The 23422-nt window shown below is 37.0% G+C and carries 25 protein-coding genes; 9 read left to right on the top strand and 16 right to left on the bottom strand.

Annotation, left to right across the window (positions count from 1 at the left end; genetic code table 11):
* Positions 1–198: 198 nt before the first annotated feature.
* Positions 199–1422: an ABC transporter permease gene (locus tag CEY16_RS00540; protein WP_162297812.1), complete on the bottom strand. Its 1224-nt coding sequence runs from the start codon at positions 1420–1422 to the stop codon at positions 199–201.
* The gene (locus tag CEY16_RS00535) at positions 1412–2161 is read right to left on the bottom strand and encodes an ABC transporter ATP-binding protein (RefSeq protein ID WP_101329985.1); all 750 of its coding nucleotides are present in this window, start codon (positions 2159–2161) and stop codon (positions 1412–1414) included. The genes CEY16_RS00540 and CEY16_RS00535 overlap by 11 nt, the downstream gene beginning before the upstream one ends.
* A gap of 137 nt (positions 2162–2298) precedes the next feature.
* Between CEY16_RS00535 and CEY16_RS00530 the strand changes: the two genes are divergently transcribed.
* Both CEY16_RS00530 and CEY16_RS00525 read left to right on the top strand, forming a co-directional pair.
* Positions 2299–2727 (top strand): HIT family protein, encoded by a 429-nt coding sequence (locus CEY16_RS00530; RefSeq protein WP_101329984.1) that lies wholly within the window; start codon positions 2299–2301, stop codon positions 2725–2727.
* Between the two features lie 98 nt (positions 2728–2825).
* Positions 2826–3203, top strand: coding sequence for a YtxH domain-containing protein (locus CEY16_RS00525; RefSeq protein ID WP_101329982.1), 378 nt, complete (start codon positions 2826–2828; stop codon positions 3201–3203).
* 136 nt (positions 3204–3339) lie between these two features.
* Here the strand turns inward: CEY16_RS00525 and CEY16_RS00520 are convergent, their stop codons facing one another.
* From CEY16_RS00520 to CEY16_RS00505, 4 genes are all read right to left on the bottom strand, one after another.
* Entirely contained in the window at positions 3340–4239 is a 900-nt protein-coding gene (locus CEY16_RS00520) for a glycine betaine ABC transporter substrate-binding protein (RefSeq protein WP_238378729.1), read from the bottom strand.
* A gap of 91 nt (positions 4240–4330) precedes the next feature.
* A complete protein-coding gene (locus CEY16_RS00515) occupies positions 4331–5272 on the bottom strand; it encodes a glycine betaine ABC transporter substrate-binding protein (RefSeq protein WP_101329979.1) in 942 nt (313 codons plus the stop codon).
* A 66-nt stretch (positions 5273–5338) separates the two neighbouring features.
* Complete coding sequence (locus tag CEY16_RS00510) at positions 5339–6181, bottom strand: ABC transporter permease (protein WP_101329977.1); 843 nt, start codon at positions 6179–6181, stop codon at positions 5339–5341.
* Positions 6174–7373, bottom strand: a complete 1200-nt coding sequence (locus CEY16_RS00505; RefSeq protein ID WP_101329974.1) for a quaternary amine ABC transporter ATP-binding protein — start codon at positions 7371–7373, stop codon at positions 6174–6176. Before CEY16_RS00505 ends, CEY16_RS00510 begins: the two co-directional genes overlap by 8 nt.
* 284 nt (positions 7374–7657) lie before the next feature.
* Here CEY16_RS00505 and CEY16_RS00500 point away from each other — a divergent pair, with 284 nt between their 5' ends.
* The 3 genes from CEY16_RS00500 (at position 7658) to CEY16_RS00490 (ending at position 9459) form a co-directional block, all read left to right on the top strand.
* A complete protein-coding gene (locus CEY16_RS00500; RefSeq protein WP_238378728.1) occupies positions 7658–8146 on the top strand; it encodes a GbsR/MarR family transcriptional regulator in 489 nt (162 codons plus the stop codon).
* Positions 8147–8325: 179 nt separating this feature from the next.
* Entirely contained in the window at positions 8326–8796 is a 471-nt protein-coding gene (locus CEY16_RS00495) for an HTH-type transcriptional regulator Hpr (protein ID WP_238378769.1), read from the top strand.
* A gap of 123 nt (positions 8797–8919) precedes the next feature.
* A complete protein-coding gene (locus tag CEY16_RS00490) occupies positions 8920–9459 on the top strand; it encodes a DUF3267 domain-containing protein (protein ID WP_101329971.1) in 540 nt (179 codons plus the stop codon).
* 279 nt (positions 9460–9738) lie between these two features.
* Here the strand turns inward: CEY16_RS00490 and CEY16_RS00480 are convergent, their stop codons facing one another.
* Entirely contained in the window at positions 9739–9828 is a 90-nt protein-coding gene (locus CEY16_RS00480) for a YjcZ family sporulation protein (RefSeq protein ID WP_101329967.1), read from the bottom strand.
* 150 nt (positions 9829–9978) lie between these two features.
* Between CEY16_RS00480 and CEY16_RS00475 the strand changes: the two genes are divergently transcribed.
* A complete protein-coding gene (locus CEY16_RS00475; RefSeq protein WP_101329964.1) occupies positions 9979–10851 on the top strand; it encodes an HpaA family protein in 873 nt (290 codons plus the stop codon).
* A 45-nt stretch (positions 10852–10896) separates the two neighbouring features.
* Here the strand turns inward: CEY16_RS00475 and yhaM are convergent, their stop codons facing one another.
* The 4 genes from yhaM to CEY16_RS00455 form a co-directional block, all read right to left on the bottom strand.
* Positions 10897–11832 (bottom strand): 3'-5' exoribonuclease YhaM, encoded by a 936-nt coding sequence (gene yhaM, locus CEY16_RS00470; RefSeq protein WP_101329961.1) that lies wholly within the window; start codon positions 11830–11832, stop codon positions 10897–10899.
* A gap of 42 nt (positions 11833–11874) precedes the next feature.
* A complete protein-coding gene (locus tag CEY16_RS00465; protein WP_101329958.1) occupies positions 11875–12429 on the bottom strand; it encodes a GbsR/MarR family transcriptional regulator in 555 nt (184 codons plus the stop codon).
* 75 nt (positions 12430–12504) lie between these two features.
* Positions 12505–15438, bottom strand: coding sequence for an ATP-binding protein (locus CEY16_RS00460; protein ID WP_101329954.1), 2934 nt, complete (start codon positions 15436–15438; stop codon positions 12505–12507).
* Positions 15435–16676 (bottom strand): metallophosphoesterase family protein, encoded by a 1242-nt coding sequence (locus tag CEY16_RS00455; RefSeq protein WP_101329949.1) that lies wholly within the window; start codon positions 16674–16676, stop codon positions 15435–15437. The genes CEY16_RS00460 and CEY16_RS00455 overlap by 4 nt, the downstream gene beginning before the upstream one ends.
* A gap of 176 nt (positions 16677–16852) precedes the next feature.
* Here CEY16_RS00455 and CEY16_RS00450 point away from each other — a divergent pair, with 176 nt between their 5' ends.
* A complete protein-coding gene (locus tag CEY16_RS00450) occupies positions 16853–17038 on the top strand; it encodes a YhzD family protein (protein ID WP_101329947.1) in 186 nt (61 codons plus the stop codon).
* A gap of 207 nt (positions 17039–17245) precedes the next feature.
* Here CEY16_RS00450 and CEY16_RS00445 read toward each other — a convergent pair whose 3' ends face one another.
* Both CEY16_RS00445 and CEY16_RS00440 read right to left on the bottom strand, forming a co-directional pair.
* Positions 17246–17599, bottom strand: coding sequence for a YlbF/YmcA family competence regulator (locus tag CEY16_RS00445; protein ID WP_101329943.1), 354 nt, complete (start codon positions 17597–17599; stop codon positions 17246–17248).
* 118 nt (positions 17600–17717) lie between these two features.
* Positions 17718–18854 (bottom strand): DUF445 domain-containing protein, encoded by a 1137-nt coding sequence (locus CEY16_RS00440; protein ID WP_101329940.1) that lies wholly within the window; start codon positions 18852–18854, stop codon positions 17718–17720.
* A 157-nt stretch (positions 18855–19011) separates the two neighbouring features.
* On the opposite strand from CEY16_RS00440, the gene CEY16_RS00435 reads away from it, so the two are divergent.
* Positions 19012–19212 (top strand): hypothetical protein, encoded by a 201-nt coding sequence (locus tag CEY16_RS00435; protein ID WP_101329933.1) that lies wholly within the window; start codon positions 19012–19014, stop codon positions 19210–19212.
* Between the two features lie 93 nt (positions 19213–19305).
* On the opposite strand, the gene CEY16_RS00430 is transcribed toward CEY16_RS00435, so the two are convergent.
* A complete protein-coding gene (locus tag CEY16_RS00430) occupies positions 19306–19521 on the bottom strand; it encodes an alpha/beta-type small acid-soluble spore protein (protein ID WP_101329931.1) in 216 nt (71 codons plus the stop codon).
* Between the two features lie 100 nt (positions 19522–19621).
* Positions 19622–21013, bottom strand: a complete 1392-nt coding sequence (fumC, locus tag CEY16_RS00425) for a class II fumarate hydratase (protein ID WP_101329930.1) — start codon at positions 21011–21013, stop codon at positions 19622–19624.
* Positions 21014–21113: 100 nt separating this feature from the next.
* Here fumC and CEY16_RS00420 point away from each other — a divergent pair, with 100 nt between their 5' ends.
* Positions 21114–22031 (top strand): zinc dependent phospholipase C family protein, encoded by a 918-nt coding sequence (locus CEY16_RS00420; RefSeq protein ID WP_101329929.1) that lies wholly within the window; start codon positions 21114–21116, stop codon positions 22029–22031.
* A gap of 72 nt (positions 22032–22103) precedes the next feature.
* On the opposite strand, the gene CEY16_RS00415 is transcribed toward CEY16_RS00420, so the two are convergent.
* Positions 22104–23405, bottom strand: a complete 1302-nt coding sequence (locus tag CEY16_RS00415) for an MFS transporter (protein WP_101329928.1) — start codon at positions 23403–23405, stop codon at positions 22104–22106.
* Between the last annotated feature and the right edge of the window lie 17 nt (positions 23406–23422).

The raw sequence follows: 23422 nt of genomic DNA, 5'->3' as shown, positions 1-23422 counted from the left end.
TTGAACCTTGTAGAGTCTACCACTATAATGTCGGTTTGTGAACAACAACGAATAAACGCTTTGCAGTACTAAAAGATTGGTTGGTAAAGTGTGGCAGTAAGCAGTTTACATCAGGAGACTTTGATCAATAAATTCCTTGATAATTTAATCAAAAGAACACAAAAAAAGCTGACTTTAACAGCCAGCTTTCAATAATATCTACCCTTCTAAACGAGCGATTCGGTTTTTTACGTAGAACCTTTCAAATAGCACAGTAAAGGCAACTGCTAACCCAGCAAACATTAATGCTTCACTCCAACCAGTCACGATAAAGAATGTGACAACCAGCACAGATACCATAATTACCATTAGTGAAATAATTAATATGTGGACTGCTTTTCTCCTAACGTCAATATTGACCGGGTAAAGCTGTATCCAGTCTAACGATCGGTAGTGTTGATAAATCGGTATGAACTGGAAGCCAGTGACGAATAGTAGTAACATCGCGAATATAACTTTGCCTGCGAATAGTGGTACCCAAAAGATAAAGAATATAGCTAATGCCACGAGACGGATATACATACCGAAATAATCACGGCTACGAATAAAAGTGATGCTGTATAAGTAAAGGAACGTGTTATCTTTTTTATAATCAAAAAGTTTCGTAATCCACCTAACAAGCATATGACGCTTCTTAGGCTTTCGTTTCAAGTTCGGAACATCCGTAGACATGTTCGCCATTCGGTAAAAAAACTGCAAACGCGCTTCTTCTTTTTCAATCAACAAGTCCCAAGGTAAACTGAACTTCTGATGGATATTCATATAGTTTAAAAATCCAACGCCCACCAATAGTGCTGCTGCAATAATCGCAAAAAGGATGCCCTGATTGATCAAAAAGAAAACAATCATAAGATTGATAACGAAGCGAATGCCATAATCCAAATAATGTAGTCGAGGGTCTCGCGATTTTTGAATAAACCACATCGCGATCATATTCCCTAGTTTCACGATTAGTAGAATAACGAACAACCATAATAAATAAGAGGAAGAAACACCTTGGTAAATTGTTAAATATAAAGGTGTAAATCCAAATAGAAATATAGCGATCCAGTAACTTTGCATTACAAAGCTGTATATGAAACTCTTTTTTATATACGGCGATAAACGATTTTCGACACTTAGTAAGAAAACCATATCAGCTTCTTTAAAAAATGTACGGACGGGGCTATACGTCAACAATAGCCCTAGAATTAGAGCCATCAACCACGCTACCGGGAAGTCATTAGGTACGGTTTCCAACCATTGCTGGTAAAAATATGCGAACCCCGCAGCAAAAAATATGAGCGCAAATGCTAAGTGATCATTAAACATCAATCGTAAGTATCTGCTGGTCATTTTCACATGACTACTCAGTCGGTCCTTCCAAAGGGCATTAGTATCCATTTGATTCATCGTCCTTTGTCAACGAAATATAAATGTCATCAAGGCTAGCTTTTGGCATTGAGAATTCTGATCTCAATTCTTCAAGTGTACCTTTTGCGCGAATTTTCCCTTGATGCAAAATGACGAGCCGGTCACAGTATTTTTCAGCTGTCGCTAAAATATGGGTCGACATCAACACCCCTGCACCTTGTTCTTTCATTTCATTCATCGTATCCAAATAAGATTGAATTCCTATAGGATCCAAACCTACGAATGGCTCGTCCACTATATATAAGGAAGGACGTACAAGAAATGCACACATGATCATCACCTTCTGACGCATACCTTTAGAAAAATGTACGGGGAACCAGTTAAGTTTCTGGTCTAATCGAAACTCTTTTAATAAGTAACCCACTCGATCTTTATATGTCTTTTCATCAATACCATACGCCATTGCCGTTAAATGAAGGTGTTCATCTAGTGTCAACTCTTCATATAACATAGGCATTTCAGGGATATAAGCGAACTCTGTGCGATAATTTTCTAAATCCTCATTGATTGAAGACCCGTTTATTGTAATGGAACCTTTCTTTGCATTCATCAGCCCAATAATATGCTTGATGGTTGTACTTTTCCCTGCCCCATTCAATCCAATAAGCCCAACAACCTCACCTTTTTTCACTTCAAAAGATATCCCGTGTAATACATCTTGCTGCGTGTATCCACCCACTAATTGATTAATCTCTAGTAACTGGCTCATCTTAACCCTCTCTTCTATCTACATTTCTCCATTAATCATATCAAAAATTCTAGAAGAAAATATAGTTTAGCCTTTTTATTCTGTTATTCGACAAAAGGATACGTTAAAATGTTAAGTAACCGAGCTTATTGAGGAGGATGAAAATGTCAGATTGTGTCTTTTGTAAAATTTTAGACGGAGAGATCCCTTCAGCAAAAGTTTATGAAGATGAACATGTCTATGCCTTTTTAGATATAAGTCAAGTAACTGAAGGGCATACTTTAGTTATCCCGAAAAAGCATTGTAAAGATGTATTTGAAACAGATGAAGAAACAGCTTCGAATTTATTTTCGGCAATCCCTAAGATAGCTAATGCAATTAAAGAAGCCTATCAACCACAAGGTATGAATATACTGAATAATAATGGCTCTTTTGCCGATCAAAGCGTATTCCATTTGCACCTCCATCTACTACCTCGTTATGATGAGAATGATGGATTCAAATCGAATTGGACAACTCACGAAAATGAATACACTCCTGAGAAGCTTCAAGAAATAGCAAGTAGAATCTCTAGTAAAATTAATTAATTATTATGAATGAATATTAACCAAACATGTGATTATCCCTAAACATTATAGGGAAAAAGGGTTATAATAGTACTATGAATAGAAAGGGGTTAATTTTGATGCCAAGTGGAAAATCCTTATTACTAGGAGCACTAGTCGGTGGTGTAGTCAGTGCGTCCGTTTCATTATTAACAACACCTAGTTCCGGAGCAGAATTGCGCACGAAGGTGAAAGACCAGAGTGAGCGCTTAAGAGATATCATGCAAGAACTCCAAGAAAACGGATTAGATCTTAAAAACCAACTGACACAGACATCTAAAGAAGGTGCTGCATTATTAAAAGATCTATCCCAAGATATTAAAACGTCAATTGAAAGTTGGAAAGAAACAATTGAGCCACACCAAGAGAATTTACAAGAACACTTAAGACAAATTGAAGAAAGCCTTAAAGATCTTGAGGATAAAATGAAAGAAAAGAACGAACAACAGGAAGTTTAATCAACTAAAACACGTTGCCAATTCAATGGTAGCGTGTTTTTTTCGTCATCACACTTATTTAATTTATTTAAACACTAAGCTAACAGAGCAAAAACAAAAAAATCACACGGCTATCTCGCCATGTGATTTCTTATCATTATTCTGCTGCTTTTAAATCTTCAATCGAGTCAATATCCATATATTCAGGAACAACTAGACCGATCTTCGCACCGGTTAGGTTTGCACCTAAATCAACGACGTCATCTTTAACATCTTCATAAAAGTCAGCGTGAGTAAGTGGTAGCCATGCTGCAGCAGTAGCATCAGCATCTCCACCTGAAACCGATTCGAATACTACTGCTACGTCAACCGGAGTGACTGTTACATTAAAACCTTTTTGGGTCATAACTTCAGCCAATACACTTGAAGAAGCACGTTCAGAATCCCACGGAGTCGAGACTAGTTCAATTTCAACACCATCAACGTCCTCTACTCCATCTGTCCAATCCGAAACCTTATCTTCATTATCTTCAACCCATTGTTTAGCTATTACATCGATGTCTTCTCCCGTGTCCTGTGATTCATACATGATCGATTCCATGTCTTCTACAGACCACTCGAATTGGTCCAATAATTTGAATGCATTTGGTTTATCATCTTCTAAACCAGTACGAGCTAAAGTACGAATATCTTCCTCAGCGCCGTAAACATTCTCTGGGTCATCTAGATACTTCAAATTATCAAACTTTGCAAACTTCCAGTGTGGGTTCCAACCAGTAACAATAATGGGTTCTTCATTATTAATCGCTTCTTCTAAAGTTTTTACCATCGCTGCTGTGGAAGACTGCTCTAATGTCCAGCCATTTAAACTATCATATTCTTCAATTGCTTTCTCAGTAGTTACAGTTATTCCGGCACCAGGTTCAATTCCAGTGATGGTATGTTCAAGCTCTTCACCATAGTTCGATGAGCTCTCTTCGTTTTCGTTTCCTTCTTCATCACTTTCATCGCTATTACCGCATGCAGCAACAAATAATAAAAGAAAAAGGCTAAGCATAAGCATAGCCTTTCCAAATTTTTCACCAAAATGGAACATAAAAAATATTACACTCCTCTTTCTCTCTCTGTTAATAATTTCTAAAAATAAATTATTCTACGCCTTCAGTCCATGAAGATACTTTATCTTCGTTTTCTTCAACCCAGTTAGCTGCTGCTTCTTCTGGATCTGTGCCGCCTTGAATCGCAGACATAACAGATTCAATGTCAGCAGTTTCCCAAGCAAAGTTATCTAGAACTTTATATGCGTTTGGCATATCTTCTTCAAGTCCTTCACGCACCATTGTTGCGATATTCTCTTCACCACCAAATGAACCTTCAGGATCTTCTAGATACTTAAGGTCATATTCAGCGAACTTCCAGTGAGGAGACCAACCAGTTACAATGATATTTTCTTCATTGTCAATCGCTTCGCCTAGTGCAGTTGCCATAGCACCACTAGAAGAAGGCTCAACAGACCAGTCAGATAGGTTATCGTAATCTTCAAGTGCAGATTCAGCTGCAGCTACAACACCAGCACCTGCTTCGATACCAGTAATTGTTTGATCAGCTTCATCAGTAAGATCTGCGATAGAGCTTGCTTCCATGTATTCTGGAACAACAAGACCAATTTTAGCGCCTTCCAAGTTTGCACCTAGATCTACTAGGCTGTCCTTATGATCTTCATAAAGATCACCGTGTGTTCCAGGTAACCATGCAGCTACCATACCATCAGCTTCGCCACTAGCAACTGTTTCCCACATAATTGCATTATCAAGTGGAGTTAGTTCTACTTCATAACCTAAATCCTCAAGTACTTTACCTACTACGTTAGTAGAAGCTACTTCTGTATCCCACTCAACGTATACTAATTCGATCTCTTGACCGTCTCCAACGTTTGAGCTGTCATCTCCAGAAGTTTCTTCACCGTTCTCTTCAGAATCGCCTTCTGAATCTGAATCTCCGCCATCGTCAGAGCCACATGCTGCAGCTACAACTAATACAAACATTAGCATTGCAGCTAGTGTTAACTTTTTCCATGTTGAATTCAACATAAAATAATCTCCCCTTATTCTAAATTTTTTATTTGAGCTTCCATTATTAGGAAGTAACTCACTAAGTTATTTCTTATCCTTGTAAAGATTTTGCGTCAGACGATCGATGATGATCGCCAAAATAACAATACCTAGCCCGGCAACAAACCCAGTACCTGCGTTTGAACGTTGTAGAGCTGATAATACTTCACGACCTAAACCAGGCGCACCGATCATGGATGCAATAACAACCATTGATAGTGACAACATTACCGTTTGGTTTACACCAGCCATGATTGTTTGCTTTGCCATAGGCAGTTCTACTTTAAATAATTTCTGACTTCCAGTGGAACCAAACGCTTCAGAAGCCTCCACTAAATCAGCAGAAACTTGGCGAATACCTAAGTTCGTGAAACGAACGACTGGCGGTGTTGCGAAAATGAATGATGCGAACACACCAGGTACCATACCGATACTGAAAAATGCAACTGCCGGAATTAAATAAACGAATGCTGGCATAGTCTGCATAAAGTCGAGGATCGGTGTAATAATATTTTGAGCCCATTTGCTCTTAGACATTAGTATACCCACAGGAATACCAACTATTACCGATATTAAACTTGCATATATAACTAAGGTAAGGGTCAACATCAATTGCTCCCAAAGACCTTGGTTTTGAATAAAGATCAAACCTATAACAGTAAAAGCAGCTAACCCAAACTTTTTACCTGTTATGAAGAAAGCCAACAGAGCAAGTAGTACAATAAAGATCACAGGCGGTATTTCAGCCATTCTCTCTGCTGTCCAGTCTATAAAATCACCAAATTCGTTTTTTAAAGGGTCAAACAACCAGCTGAATGTATCTTGGATCCAATCAACAGAGTTTTCAACCCATCTTGCCATTGGAATTTCAGGAATAAAATCAAGCATCGTCTGTGTTCACCTCATTTCCATTTGCCAAGGCACCGATAACCGAACCACGGACAATAATTCCTTTTAATTTGCCGTCTTCAACCACTGCGACTGGAACCGGTGCATTATGAATAACTTCAAAGATGTCTTGTACAGAAGTATCTTTTTCCACCGTTGGCATATCGGTACGAATAATGTCATGTAAGTTTGTAGCCTCTTTATTACGTGCTTCGGCCACATCGTCAGCAGTAACATATCCTTTCAGTTCTCTCGAACGATTAACGACATACATACTAGATAATCCTTGCTCACGCATTCTTTCTATTGCTACACGAGGACCATGTTTATCTATATCAACCGTTTCAGCTCGTTTCATAATGTTCTCAGCTGTAAGTACCTTGGAACGATCTACATCCTCAACAAATTTCTCAACGTAATCGTTAGCAGGATTAACAAGAATTTCTTCAGGTGTTCCAATTTGAACAATATGTCCATCTTTCATCAACGCAATACGATCGCCGATACGCAAAGCCTCATCTAAATCGTGCGTGATGAAAATAATAGTTTTCTTCATTCTTTCCTGTAAGTCCAATAATTCATCTTGCATATCTTTTCTAATTAATGGATCGAGTGCCGAGAATGCCTCATCCATAAGAAGAATTTCAGGATCATTTGCTAAAGCACGTGCTAGCCCAACACGCTGTTGCATACCACCAGATAGTTGAGCTGGGTATTGGTTTAAATATCCACCCAAACCTACCAATTCTAAAGCGTCAGTGGCTTTTTTCTCACGCTCTTCTTTTTCCATCTTTTGAATCTCTAATCCAAACTCCGCATTTTGAAGAATAGTACGGAAAGGAAATAGCGCGAACTTTTGGAAAACCATGCTCATTTTTTCTCTACGAATTACACGCAGGTCTTCTTTATTCATTTTGGCTAAATTCTCACCAGAAAGTTCAACGTCACCTTCAGTCGGTTCAATCAAGCGGTTCAATAAACGAACCAATGTCGATTTACCACTACCTGAAAGTCCCATAATAACGAATACTTCTCCTTCTTCCACTTCGAAAGAAGCACGGTTTACACCGACAGTACAACCTGTCTTCTCTAAAATTTCATCTTTAGAGTAACCCTCATCTAACAATTGCACCGCATCCTTGACTCGTTTGCCAAAGACTTTGGACAATTGATTCACTTTGATTAAAGACACTATCTTCACCTCTCATTTCTTTAGTAATACATTTGAACTATTTTTGTAAATATCCTGTAACAATCACTTTTACTACTATAGTAGTTTTATCCCTAAATATCAACAGAGAAAAACGTAAAGATAAGTACATTTTGGACGTACAGTTCAAACTGTACAAACTTAAAGGGTAAATTTGTGCTTTTTCCTCCATTTTTCTCAAATATACTCATACATCTGCTATTTTCACTTATTTACATTTTCGTGTAAGGTACTAAATAGACAGTAATACCAAGGGGGCTCAAAGTATGAGTGCAATTAATGACGAACAACAAAATGAAGTAGTCAATAACCAAATTATTTCGGAATTCTCGAAGACATTAGAAATGTTTTCATTAAATGCTACTGAGTCTCAATTATTTGTCACTCTTTACTTAAGTGATGATCCCATGACTCTGGACGATATGAAAGAAACGCTTGGAAAGAGTAAAACTTCTATGAGTACAGCGATCAGAACACTGTTAGATTACAATTTAGTCGAACGTGTATGGGTTAAGGGTGTTCGAAAGGATTTGTATCAAGCTGAAAAAGACTTATATCACAAATTCATGAAAACTTACGTAAATAGATGGTTAAATGCAATTGAGCGCCAAAAGGAAAACTTGTCCAGTATTAAAAATGAATTGGAAAAAGAATCTACACCACACCACTTTACTGAGAACAGGATCAAAGAAGCAATCCACTTTCATGAATCCTTAGAAACAGCCTTTCTCAGCATCCAAAGAAAAAGCAAATAGTAGCGACTGTAAACGGCAACTAAAGTTGTCGTTTGTTTTTTTACCCAGGTTCTAAATCCTCATGAATATTAATTATGTTAAAATAGAACACAATTCATGAAATTCAAAAGATAAGAGGAGTAGATTTTGTGAACAAGGATTCTTATTCTTTACAAGAAGCATTATTGTATTCACATAAAATGACTCAATTGACAAAAGCGATATGGAAAACGATTGAAAAAGATTGGCAAAGGTGGGTTAAGCCGTTCGATTTGAACATTAACGAACACCATATCCTTTGGATCGCTTATCATCTGCATGGTGCAAAGATTTCGGAGATCTCACAATTTGGTATTATGCATGTTTCTACTGCTTTTAATTTTTCTAAAAAATTAGAGCAGCGCGGCTTGCTTACATTTTCCAAAAAAGAGGATGATAAACGTAATACTTATGTACAGTTAACTAATGAAGGAATTACATTATTCGAGGAAACAATGAACGCTCATGATCCTGAAAAAAATACTCTATTGAAAGCATCTTTACCCTTGAAAAATATCTATGGAAGATTTCCAGAATTTCAAGACATGGAATCAATCGTAAAAGAACTTTATGGAGAGGATTATTTAGACATTCTCGAGCGCTCCACAGCAAGTATTCGAGAGGAATATTAAGGTTCTAAAAAATTTTCATAAAAAGGGTTGAAATTTTTCTGCTTTAGGCGTATTATTCTTTGAGTAAACTCAATTAAGTAGTAATACATCTACTCTTAACGAAGCAGAAAAGGGGGTCCCGAGATGACTTGCTGGAAAACCGTCAACATCTCAAGAGAGTTAGGCCATAATCGTCTAGCGATTCTTTCGGTCCTTGTAGGGATTTTATCATTCAGTGTACTTTATGTACCTTTTTCAATTATATATAAAGGTGTTACAATCTTTGAACCTAGCATATATCATGTTATGATAGGTTTATTGTTAATACCTGTGTTGCATAAATTAGGGCATGCTATTCCTATTTTATTCACAGATCGTGAATTCTACTTTAAGTGGAGCTTTAAATATCAATATCTACCAATGTTAAAGATTAGAGTACGTTCAAACTTGTCTAAAAGAACATCAATCTTAATGGTACTTGCTCCAAGCTTGTTTCTAACGGTGCCTTTGCTTTTTGCAGCAACAGTATTTCCGACACTGTATCCTTTACTTTTGCTATTTACTGCGATCAATATCGCAATTTCAGTTGAAGATTGGTATACACTAGCATTCTTTATCAAAGCACCAAAGAAATGCGTAGTAACTAAGACAAAAAACAATTATGACATTTTGATTCAACCCTAATGGTTGAATGGGTTCGTTTCGATTAGGAGGGAACATATTGCTATTCTTTTATGTACCATTCGCGTTGTTTATATTGTATGCTTTCAATTCATTGACTCATAAATTTTGCGTAAAGTCAGAGTTGTCGAATGAAAAAAGTAGCAAAATCTATCGAACGATCAATATATCAATGCTCATCTTATTAGTATCATCTTATTATGAAGTGAATTATTTGTAAGTACAGGTTGTTCCAAATACTTTGGAACAACCTTTTTTTCATTTCAACATAAGGTATCGATTCTAGAACCAAGCGGCACCAACAATTACTAACAAGATGAAAAGCACAACAATTAACGCAAAGCCTCCACCATATCCTTTTCCGTAGCTCACTACACTCACCTCCTTGGTCGTAACTACAGTATCCTATGAAAACTTCTCATTAATTGTATAGGCGTTTCTTTTAAAATTCTCATGTAAGAAATACTAAATTATGATATATTATTCATTAGGGTTCAATACATACTTAGGGGTGAGTACAAGATGAAGAAATTTTTAATGGTTTTAATAACCGTTAGCTTGATGATTTTAGCTGCTTGCACAGATGACAGCACAGAATCAGATAGTGAGACAGTTGTAGAAACTAATGTTGGTGATATCACCAAAGAAGATTTTTATAACGAAATGAAAGATCGTGTTGGTGAGCAAGTGATACGAGAGATGACTTTGATGCAAATCTTAGAAGATCGTTTTGATATTTCTGAGGAAGATGTTGATGAAGAAATTCAGCAGTTCAAAGATCAGCTTGGAGCTCAATTCCAGCAATTTATCCAGCAACAAGGTTATCAAACTGAAGCTGAGTTTCGTAATGCCTTTTATTTGTCCAAGCTTGATTTCGAACTTGCCGCAGAGGATATTGAAGTGACTGATGAAGAAGTACAGGAAAAATACGACCGTATGCAAACTGAAGTCAAAGCTCGTCACATTTTGGTTGAAGATGAAGCGACTGCACAAGAAGTGATTGAGCAACTGGATAGTGGTGAAGATTTCGAAACACTGGCTCAAGAGTATTCGAGTGATGGTTCGGCTCAAGAAGGTGGAGATTTAGGCTATTTCTCTACTGGTGACATGGTTCCAGAATTTGAGAATGCTGCATACGACCTAGAAGTAGGGGAAGTCAGTGAACCAGTTGAGTCTCAATTCGGTTGGCACGTCATAAAAGTTGAAGACCGCCGTGAAACTGAAGAAGAAATTGAAGACTTCGAGGAAATGGAAGACCAAATTCGTGATCAAATTATCGCAAGCCAAGTAGATCAGGCGACTCTTGCTGATAAACGCGAAAAGATGTTAGATGAAGCAGAAGTCGACATCAAAATTGAAGAGTTTGAAAACATCTTTGAAAATAACGAATCCTAAATAGATGAAGCGAGTGATAATAATATCACTCGCTTTTTTCTTTCTTTACATATTTGGATTGTACAGTGCTCTGTTGTCTAAAGGAAAAATCCTTTCAGTGAATTCCCCTGGAGACGTTTTGGCAAGTGATCGATTCATCATATTCATTTTAGAATCAACAAGGTCAATCAAATGTAGCACTTCTGCTTCCCTTATTAAAGGAGCCTTAGGACTTCCCCACTCAGCTTTGCCATGGTGGCTAAGGACCATATGTTGTAATAGGAGAACCTCTTCACCTTCAATTCCTAATTCTCTAGCAGCCTCACCTATTTCATTAACCATCATTGTGATATGTCCTAGCATTTTTCCTTCCAACGTATAAGTAGGAGAAGCTGGACTTGATAATTCTTTTACTTTACCTATATCATGCAAAATGATTCCTGCATACAAAAGATCTTTATTAATCTCAGGATAAAGTTCTTTCAACTGGTGGGCTAGTTTTAACATTGAAACCACATGATGAGCTAATCCACCTGCATACTCATGATGATTCTTTGTTGCAGCAGGATAAATAAATAATTCATCATTGTATTTTTTAATGAAGTACCTGACAATTCTTTGGATGTTCGGGTTACTCATATCAAAAATTGCTTGAGTCATATATTCTTTAAGTTCCTCCACAGGTACAGGAGCTTTCTCAATGAAATCATCTACTTTAACATCATCAGTCGGACTCGATAGTCTCATTTGCCGGATGTTAAGTTGTGACTTCCCACGGAATTGTCGAATCTCTCCCTGGACTGAAACAATGGATTCGGCCTGAAAAACTTCCTCATCATCTTTTGTTACATCCCAGAGTTTGGCTTCAATTTCACCTGTTCGATCTCTAAAGATGATTGTTAGGAAGGGCTTTCCATTACTTGCTACACCTTTTTGAGCTGATTTAATTAGTAAATATCCTTCAAATTGATCCCCTACCGCTACATTTGCAATCCCCTTCATCCGTGTAACTCCTCTCTATAATTGAAACTTTTCACTGAGCAACTATTTATGGCTCTTTTTAGGTACAAAATCAAAAATTTGACCAGTCTCTACAACCCTAATAAAGTCCATCAGCCATTCATAATAATTTCGAGCGTAAACTAAACGATCGATCTTTCGGTTAATCTCATCTATTAAATCTTCATCGGTTGTTTCATTTCTGATTTCTTCCAAAAGCTGAATAGCTTCATCAGCCTCTTCGATATTGGTCTCGGTATGATGTCTCCATCGATTCCCAAACAAAGAGGTAAATGACTTATACCAATCCTCTTCAGATTGATAGAGATCTTTTCGTACCCCTCTCTTGAAAGATGGCTCCACCATTTTCATATCTGCGAGAGATTTCACTCCTGTCGACATGCTTGTTTTGCTCATGCCCATTTGATCTCGCATATCATCGAGAGTCATTGGTTCTTCAGAAAAATAAAGAGCACCATATAGACGACCAACTGAAGGGGTTATCCCATATAGGGTCATGTTTTTTGCTATAACTTGGATAAATTGTTCTATAACTTTATCGTATTCTTCCCAGTACTTTTCATTTTCCTGATTTGCCATTGAGTCTCCTCCGTTTCGTTCCTATTTAACTTGTTGTATTTTAACATGTTCCCGATTAATTTTGTATCTATTCTTCTAATTCAATGACAGTGCAATAGTATGGTTCGGTTGTTGGGCGTGATCTGATACATCATGGCACGTGAAATATAAAACTTGTTGTTTATTCGCTTGCTGCTCAAGTAGCCTCATCATTAATGCTTTTCGTTCTGCGTCAAAATGTACGAAAGCGTCATCTAGAATGAACGGTACGGGTGAATCATGATTTAAAGTTTCATTCATTGCGAACCTGAGTGAGACATAAAGCTGATCGGCAGTACCTTCCGAAAGTTGCTGGACGTGGTACCAATCATTTTCCCTGTCTTGGACGAACAAACTTTCTTCTTCATACGAAAACTGAATATCTAGATATTTACCATTTGTAATATCTCTGAAGAGTTGTGTAGACCTTTCGATCATACCTGGCAAATAAACATTTTGATACCTACTTTTAGTATCTTCCAGCAAGCCTTGTGCGGTCTTTGCTACCGCCCATTCATCAGCTAACTGTTTGACCTCTTCTTCCAACATTGATTGTTTGTGAATAAGGTCTGACAACCTACCGCCTTCTTCTAGTTGTTTCACTTCTGCTTTTTTGTCGGATTTTAACTGTTGAAGCTCTTCTCTTTCATTCAACCAAGATTGACTCTGCGATTTCATTTCACCTGTCTTCTCTTCTAATAAATGCCAATTATAATCTTGACTGATAATTTCATCGGTTTTTTGACCAAAAACTTCATAAACATAATGGTATGCATCGTTGAGTTGTTGGTTCTTTTTCAAAAATGCTTCGTGTTGCTCTGCTAAGGCTTCAAATGAAACCTCATCTTCAACGCCAGCTTTTCCTAATAATTGCTGTAATTCTTTTTCATATGGTTCATATGCAGCTTCTATTTCATTAAGCTCACTATTCAACTGTTTAAACCAATTTGCGAGGTCTTTCAAGCGATCATTTATGCTCTTTTCAAAATCCAATAGCTTTTTTGTTTCGGCCCACGAAAAGATTTCGTGATTTTGGTTAATTGCGTGTGCACCATTTGCTTCAAGTTTTTTCATGCTTTCTTCAACTTCAGTACGTTGTTTTTCATAAGCAGTTATCGCCTTAGCAATCTGTTTTAATTGATTCAATTTCTCAAACACACTTGGCCATTGATAAAATTCGTATTGAAGCAAAAATGGATACTTACTTTTTTCATTATTAATACTTTCTTGCAACTCATCCTCTTGATTTGAAATGTAAGCTTCATCCTGTTCAACGTCTCTTAAGTCCGCTTCTAAATATTTAATCTTCAATTCCATTTCTTCTAACTGCCTTTGTTTGGATGCTTGTTGTTTCAGTTGCTCAGTGATCTCATCCAAATCATCTGATTCTTCACTCGGATTTTCATTCGGTTTATTTTCTTGTTGTAGATCTCTTCTAAGCTTCTGTTGTTGCTTATGAAAGAAAATATAGCTTCCAATGGTCGCACTTAATAAAACAGTAACGATCGCATAACTCAATACAGTTGGTGAAAAGCCTATAAAGATAAATCCAATTAAACTGAAGAACAGGACGGCAGGTACTACAGGTTTTAATATTGAGAAAAGTCGTTCAAAACTTTCTAATGATTGTTCACGTTCACGAATGCTTTGTTGATATTGTTCCTCTATAGAGCGAGCAGCTTTACGGTCTTTTATTTCCTGCTCTTTCGAATGGAGCATGTCCACTTGTTCTGTATCCATCATTTGCTGCGATAGGTTTTCTTTTTCTAACGTAAGCTTTCTTAAGTCATCCTGTTTAGCTTCTTTTTTATTATTTATTTTTTCTTTCTCATTCTTAACCTGATGATTTTCTGTAGAAATCCTCTTCCAAGTTTCCTCTGTGTAAATGGATAAATTTATGTCCAATACTTCGTTCACCGATAAATCCAAATCCAAGTCATCTGAAACTTGCGTAAACTCAACTTCTTTATTGCGGATTTCCTTTTCAAGCTCGTCATATTTGTTTGAAAGTCGAGTTGACTCATCAATCATCTCTTCTATTTCACCCAAAGAACTATCAAAATCAGCTTGTCTACTTTCACTCTGTAGTTCATTCTGTTCTTTTCGCAATTGTTCTAGTTTTGATTGGGTAACATTTTTCTTCTCCTGAAAGCCTAATTTCTTCTCTTTTAAGTGTTGGAAATTTTTAAGCCCATCTTCAGGAAATTCTTTAGCTTGTTGCATCTCTTTCATTTCATTGTTCAAGAGTTGGTAATTAACAATTGCCGACTTTGTTTGTAGTAATGATTGATGGTGACTCAATTCCTTCGATAGGGCTCTTTCTTTTCTTTCAAGCTCAGTAACCTGGGATTCTAATTGTTGTACTTCCTCATTCAGCTTTTGATGTGCCCATTCTTTTTCAGAAGCTTGTTGAATTTCCTCATTCAATTGCTTCAACTCTGAAAGCTTTGCATTTAATAGTGGTTTTTTTCCTCGTTTTTTATATAAATCTTCAACTTTTTTATTCAACTTATTCTCTAAATTCACTATTCGATCAGATCCAGTCAATCCAAGGTTGAATAAAACCTTTCCGACATCATCTGGATTTTTATGACGTATTGCATGAAGGTCGCGATCTTGGAAAGAAAAGATAGACTCAAATAAAAAACGATCCACTCCATTCAGCAATTGTTTGATATCTTCATCATCCACTTTTTGGCCATCTAAATAGCCAACTCGATGGCCTCTGTAGCGATGAGCATATCTTTCAATTACCCATTCTTGATTTGAATCTGAAATATGAATTTTACCACCTAACTGACCATCAATATTAGATGTATAGCGTTCTCTTTCTTGCGCATTAAGACCAAATAAAATATAAGTGATGAACATTCTTATGGATGATTTTCCGATTTCATTTGGTCCATGCAATACATTGAGACCCTCCGAAAAATTTATTGTCTCCCTATTCCATCTACCAAATGAAGTCAGTTCTAATTTTTTGATGATCATTTATCATCACTTCCATCTTTTAATAATTCCTGCATGAGAAACTGCTCAGCCTCATACATGATTTGTTGTTCCCTCTCCTCATCAAGCCAATCCATCTTTTTGAAAACCCCGTTCTTCATTAAATCATCGACATATGACTTTATTGATACTTGTTCATCTATTGTAGTAATAACCTCGCCGATAAATTGCTTTGACTGCTTAAGTTGGTTTCGATCGTATTCAATATGCTCAGAAAATTTGATGTCTTTCAGCCATACCCATGTCGTTTCATCTTCTTCTGATTCATTGGCTAGCTGATGCAACTCCTCACGATCATTCGACGAAAGGTTTTGCGCTAGAACATTTGAAATCATTAAATTCAATCGAACAATAGTCTTTCCATTTTGATTACGAATATCTTCTTTCAAGGATTCAATCAACTTTAAAAGTTCATCACTTTCTTCCACAGAGGATCCGTCTAAAGCGATTTCTTGAAATAAAATTTCTTGTAGAGAATGAAAGTATAAATTTGATTCATTATTATTCATCTCAACTAGATAGCAACCCTTTTCATCTGTTTCTTTAATATGTCGACCTTGAATATTTCCTGGGTATACTACTGGTGGATTTTCTGACAATATTTCCCTCTTGTGGATATGACCTAAAGCCCAATAATCAAAGTTTTGTTTTCTAAGGCTTTCAAGAAGAAAAGGGGCATAAGTAGCATGTTCATGATTCGACTCGAGAGACCCATGCAGCGTGGCGATATTTGTAAGAGTGTTATCTTCGATTTGATATTCTCCAACTTTGGAGTCTTTGACTTCACGTTGCTCATAACTGAAGCCATAAATAGAAGCTACTTCCACGTCATTTTTGGAATAGACGAATTTCGAGACTTTTTCACTTTTGAATACATGAGTATTAGGAGGAAAAGATAAATCTGCTTTCTGGCCAATTCCGTAGTCATGGTTGCCGTAACTTATGTATGCATTAATATGATGTTCGTTTAATCGTTGTAAACCTTTTTTGAGACGAACAGTCGATTTCAATGAGGCTGAATGTTGATCGAACAAATCCCCTACGAATAGAACGAAATCAACTTGCTCTTCAATTGCAAGATCAATCAATCGCTCATAAGCAATAAACGTACTGTTTTTAATATCAGAGAAAATCTTGTCTGGTAAATTAAATAATCCTTTATAGGGACTATCTAAATGCAAATCTGCACAATGTATAAATCGTAACGGTTGGTTAGCCATGTTGGTCCTCCCAGTCTTAATTTCTTACTTCTATTCTATCAGAACATAAACACGAATGCACGTTCGTATTTGGTGTTTTCAAAAACTTCCTCAGATGTACAGCTATTTACAAAATCCCTTAAAGTCCATATAGTTAACATAGAAGATTTTTCAACTTTTATAGGAGGAAATTATAGATGAAGACATATTTCTTAACAGTATATTCTCAAAAAGGCGAAGCACTGCTGAATGATTCATTCGAGGCATCAGATGACCAAGAAGCAATCAAAATCGGAAAAACAAAGCTCGAGGAAGAAGGTCATCAAGATCAAACACACCGCTGCGTATCACCAGATGGTCGATTATTATTATTTCACAGATAAGAAAAGCTCAAGTGCCCTGTTAGAAACGTAGTGACTGGAGTTCAACAACTAACACGGTGAAGAATTGAACCAATGTTGATTTATCGCAGGTTGGTCAGCGAAGTCACCTAGTTTCTGGGCGCTGGAGCTAGATATTGTGCGCCGAACTTTTATACTTACTTTCAGATAGAAAAAAAGCCTGCTGGAAATATTTCCAGCAGGCAATTTTTATGCTTGTTCGTCTTCACCATAAAGTTCTTCTAAAGGCTTAGTGATGATTTTACTTACATCGTTGATCATTGTGTTCAAGCGTTGTTCAGCTTCCATTAATTTTGAGATATCTTCTTGTTGCTGAACCAACTCAACTACTTTCTTCGCTTCTTCAACTTCTTCTTCTGAAATTTCTTCGCCTTGCATTTGTTTTTGTTGCAAGTTCATTTGTGTATCACGGAAGTTGTCGAACATTTGCTTAGTAGTAGGATCATTCATAACGTTTTCATAAGATTGTTTCAAGTCTTGGAACTCTTCACTTTCTCTAAGTCCTTTTTCTAAATCATATGCTAAATCATAAATATTAGCCATTTCAAATTCCTCCTAAATAGTTACCTTTTGTCCAACATTAACTGTAACAAAGATTAAAAAGTGTGTATAGTGATAACCGTTGATTGATATCGAACCTTTTTATTCCTGATTATTCATATCAAGTCATCATCCAGACTATGATACCTTGAATTAACCCGATCATCCCACCTAAAAGCGCACCTAGATAGGTAATCATGTTAAATTCCCGCTTAGTAATTTCCAATACCATCTTTTCAAGACGTGCCACATCAAATGCCTCTACTTGCTCTTTCACCATCTCACTCAAGTCCATCGTTTCGAACAACCAATCCATATGACGAGAAAGTTGTGAGAGGAACCCACCAACTACTCTAGGGACTAGCTCTGTTTGAATCATTTGATGATATGGTCTTAACCAATCTGAAACCGGCTGATGTAAATAATTTTCGATTTTCAAATGATTGACTAGATAATTTGCAGCCCTATGATCGATTTCCTCAATACCTAACGAATCAAAAAACGTAGTAAGATCTTTCTTTTTCCATTTACTCCATTCATCTTCAAGCATTTTAGAGACTGTTTCATGAGTATCACCGGATTGTAGGAACTGTTGAATGGGTGGAACTAATTTGTCCACCAAGCCTTCCTCTCCCAAATAGGAAGATACCATATTCCCTAAGAAACCTTGAGTTTCTAAAAATTCCGATGCTGCCTGAGATAATTTTGCCCTTCCTTCTTCACTTGAAAGAAACTGGCTTAGCTGGTTTACGATATAATCGCTAGCTTGAGGAATATTTTTTTCTATTTTTTGTAGAAAGTCTTCTGGGAGAACCTGTTCTAAAGGCTTGTCCTTATTTTCTTGAATCCACGAATGAATTTCTATCTGAATAAATGATTCAACCTTATTCTTCACAACTTTTTCATTTACTGAACTATTTATAGTCGATAGAACATCTAAAACTGTCCGTTTACTTTTGAGTTGATCTTCTAATTGTTTATTAATGAATGAACTCACATTTCCTTGAAGTTCTTTGCTATTCAGTTTTTCTTCAAGTGCATTTGCTGTAATTAAGTGATTGACGACTAAATCACCTAATTGTCTTGCAAGTTCATCTTGCCGCTTCGGGATCAGCCCTGGAGTAAATGGAACCTTCCATTTTCCTATATAAATGGGGTTATAAGGTCTGAAAAGCATTTTAATGGCTAAATAATTGGTCATCCCACCAATCAAAGCTCCAATTCCAACCATCATAAGTAACAAGAAACCAAGATTCATTAAGATCTACCTCTCTGTTGCAAATAATTTATTAAATAAAAGCGTATGTATGACTTATTAACAGTAACATAAAATAAGCTTGAAAGCATACTGTGAAAGGCGTTCACACCTTGAACAGCCTGCTTGATTCTCAGTTGGGAAGGGAGGCAGAGGATCAATGGTCAAGAAAGACCGTACAGAACGTACAGATAAAGATAGCAGGAAAACTCATGATTTAGATGTAGACCGTATGGTGAGTGAGGGGCTAGCTGGAGGCTATGTGGGGTCAGATATTAAACGGCGTCAAATAGAAGAGACACACGAAATCAAGGGAAATAACGAACCTTTCAGTACTGTCGAAGATCAAGAAGAAAAATAACAGAGGGCTGATTCGCCCTCTGTTTTATTTAAAAACCATTATAGATATTTCTTGATTGAAGTTCTAAAGAGGGCCTATATCGACCCTCAATAATTATTTTTGTTGTTGTTGTTGAGTCCCACCAAGTTGCTGTTCAGCCATTTGAACCAAACGCTTTGTGATTTCACCACCAACTGAACCGTTAGCACGTGAAGTTGAGTCTGGACCAAGTTGAACACCAAATTCTTGTGCAATCTCATATTTCATTTGGTCTAAAGCTTGTGATACTCCAGGAACTACTAATTGATTTGAACTGTTGTTTTGTGTCATGTTGTTCACCTCCTGTGTAATTATAGTTTCTTCAAGAGATGAAAACTTATGTCGAAAATTTTTAGGTAATATTTGCTATAAGACCAATTGAATACCCAGCCTACTTAGCGTTTGGCTTAGTCATTTCTTTGGGGTCGATTAACTTATCGAATTCTTCCCCAGAAAGAATCCCTGTTTCTTCAGCAGCTTCTCGTAAAGTGAGACTCTTTTCGTGAGCATATTTTGCAATTTTTGCGGCATTCTCATAACCGATATGAGGGTTTAGGGCTGTTACTAGCATAAGTGAATCGTTCAAATACTGTTCAATTTTCTCATGATTAGGTTCTAAGCCTACTAGGCAGCGTTCATCGAATGATTGCATACTATCACCAAGGAGTTGGCAAGATTGCAAGAAGTTATATGCAATCATTGGTTTGAATACATTCAATTCAAAGTTTCCTTGGCTTGCTGCAAAACCGATTCCAGCATCGTTACCCATCACGTGTGCAGCCACCATTGTAATTGCTTCACTTTGAGTTGGGTTTACCTTTCCTGGCATGATTGAGCTACCTGGTTCATTTGCTGGAATTTCAATTTCACCGATACCACAACGCGGACCACTCGCTAACCAACGTACGTCATTCGCAATCTTCATTACATCCGCCGCTAGTGCTTTTAATGCTCCGTGAGTGTGAACTAACTCATCATGACTAGTCAACGCATGGAATTTGTTTGGTGCGGAAATGAATGATCCGTTCGTTACTTCATTTATTTTTTTTGCTACTGTTTCAGAGAAATCAGGATGAGCGTTGATCCCTGTTCCAACAGCAGTACCACCTAAGGCAACTTCACGGACATATTTCAATGAATCTTGAATCATGTTCTCAGTTTTTTCAAGCATGCGATGCCAGCCACTGATTTCTTGTCCTAGTGTCAATGGTGTTGCATCCTGCAAGTGGGTTCGTCCAATTTTTACAACATCTTGATAAGCATCTGCTTTTTCTTTTAATGTGTTTTTCATCTGAACAAGTGAAGGCAGTACATGCTCTTCCACCTTTTTCACGGCAGCAATATGTAATGCTGTCGGATAAGTATCATTGGAACTTTGTGATTTGTTGACATCATCATTTGGATGAAGGCGCACATCTTTCCCTTGTTTCTCCAACCATTCGTTACCTACAAATGCCACGACTTCATTCACGTTCATGTTGGACTGAGTACCACTACCTGTCTGCCATACGACAAGCGGGAAGTGCTCTTTAAGATTTCCTTTTAAAATTTCGTCAGTAGCATAATCGATTGCTTCTGCTTTTTCTTTTTCTAATAACCCTAAAGATTCGTTTGCTAAAGCAGCACTCTTTTTTAAAATTGCGAAACCTTCAATGATCTCCTCAGGCATAGTTTCCTTACCAATAGGAAAGTTTTGTTTACTTCGCTGTGTCTGTGCTCCCCAATATTTTTCACTTGGAACTTTCATCTCACCTAGTGTATCTTTTTCAATGCGGTAATCCATACTTTGTTCCTCCTCGACATATTAAAAATACTCAATACTTTTCAACCACTATCTATTATAATAAGAATAACTGATTTTTTAAACGAAAAGAGGGAAAACAATGCCGAATATTTGGACTCATATCTTATTTTGCGAAGAAGCGATGAAGTCGATTCATAAAGATGAGCTATATAACAAGTACCAAAATCACTTTAATCTTGGAGCTCAAGGCCCGGATCCTTTCTTTTATCATAATTTCTGGCCATGGAAAAATGAGTCGGCTATCAACGAATTGGGCGGTTTGCTTCACAGAACCAAATGTGGAGATTTTTTGATGACCATGGTTGAACAAGCTAAATCGGCAAGACCCCAAACACAAGCATATGTATTAGGTTTTTTAACTCATCATATTTTAGATCGCAATACACACCCATATGTCCACTACCGTTCTGGATATGAAGGAAACAAGCATCAGTTGTTGGAGCTGCATATGGACACTGTTATGTTGGAACAGAAAAAGTCCGAAAAAACCTGGAAGAATCCTGTTTATAAGCATATTGATATTGGAAAAAAGGTCGATGATGAAATCAAGCAAGTGATTTTTCATGCTATGGATTTCCATTATCAAGAGGAACAATCATTTGAGGAGTCAAGTTTCATCGATGCAGCATATAAAGATAAAAAGAAAGCTTTAAGGATCCTTTTCGACCCAACAGGAGTGAAACACAAATTCTTAGGTAATTTAATTCGCCCTTTTTCACATGCTCCGCTTAATGATAATGTGGATTATTTGAATGAGGATAGATCACCCTGGTATCATCCTGCAACAAATGAACAACGGACAGAGTCATTCTTAGATTTATACGAGAACGGATTAGAAGAAGCTAAGGTGATACTTACACTCACATTAGATTATTGGAACGATGAAAAAGCAGATTCTTATCAAGAATTGCTTGATAAAATTGGACACATTTCTTATGATACTGGCGAAGCATTACATTTGAACTTGGAACTAAAATACAGTGATCCAATCGTTTAATTAAGAAATCCCTTCGGAGCTAAAGAGCTCGAAGGGATTTTGTTTAATATAACTTTCGTTTTTAGAAAACGTTTATTTTGAAGTTACATCTGCCGCACCACTAGAAATACTTGCGTCATTTGCTTCTTTCTCGCCTTTTTCAATATCAACAAACTGTAATAGGACGAGTCCCACAACAAAGAATAGCAGTAAGGAAAGTATTCCAAGTCTCGTTGATCCTGTCAATTGGCCTACCATTGCAAATATGAATGGTCCGAAGACGGCCGAGAACTTAGCGGACACTGCGAAAAACCCGAAAAACTCAGCATGCTTGTGTTCAGGCACCATTCTACTGAAAATGGATCGACTTAGACCTTGAGCTCCTCCTTGAACAAATCCTACACATATCGCTAACAAATAGAAATGCAATGCAGATGACATGAAATATCCTAATACAACAATGAAAATATAAGTGACCAGAGCAATACTGAGTGCTCGCTTAGCACTGATTTTCTTAGCGAACCAACCAAAGAAAAATGCAAATGGGATGCCTACAAATTGAGTGATTAATAATGCAGCGATCAGATCATTCGAATCAATTCCAATTCCACGGCCGTATATAGTGGCCATTTTGATAATGGTTGAGATTCCGTCGTTATACATCCAAAAAGCAAGAAGAAAAATAAGTAACTGTTTATAGTTATTTAGTGACCTGAAAGTCGATGTCACCCTAGTTAAGCCTATTTTCACGTAGGACTGGGTTCTTTTAACGCGAGTTACTTTTTCTTCTTTAATATTTTTAAACAAAGGAAGAGAAAAGATAAACCACCATATACCAACAGACACGAAAGCAGCCTTGGTTGCTGTCACCGTATCAGGAAATCCGAACCATTCGAACTTGAGAATCATCAATAAGTTGATCGCTAAAAGAATTCCGCCGCCAATATATCCGAAAGCATAACCCCAGGTAGAAACTCGATCGAGTTCGTCTTTTTTAGCTATTTCAGGTAGAAAAGCGTCGTAGAAAACATTTCCTCCAGAGAAACCAAGCGTCCCTATGATCAATAATATTGAAGCGAATATATAATCACCTTGGTTTACGAAAGCAAGTAAGACACTTGCGACCATACCCATGTAAGCGAAGAAACGGAGAAACTTTTTCTTTGAAGCAGAATAATCACTTATTGCCCCTAAAAATGGGGATAAAATAGCCACTAACAAAACAGCGATAGCTTGAGAATAACCCCAGTAACTTTCTGCTAAATTTTCGTCAAGACCAGAAGCAGCAACATCATAATAAAAAATGGGCAAAACAGCTGCCATAATCGTCGTCGCGAAAGCAGAGTTTGCCCAATCATATAACATCCAGCTTCTAGTTAATTTCTTATTCCCCATTCTGGTTCCCTCATTTT

Source organism: Halalkalibacillus sediminis, assembly GCF_002844535.1.
Lineage (GTDB): Bacteria > Bacillota > Bacilli > Bacillales > Alkalibacillaceae > Halalkalibacillus_A > Halalkalibacillus_A sediminis.
Note: the sequence above shows the minus strand (reverse complement) of the source record. Positions and strands in the feature narration are given on the sequence as shown.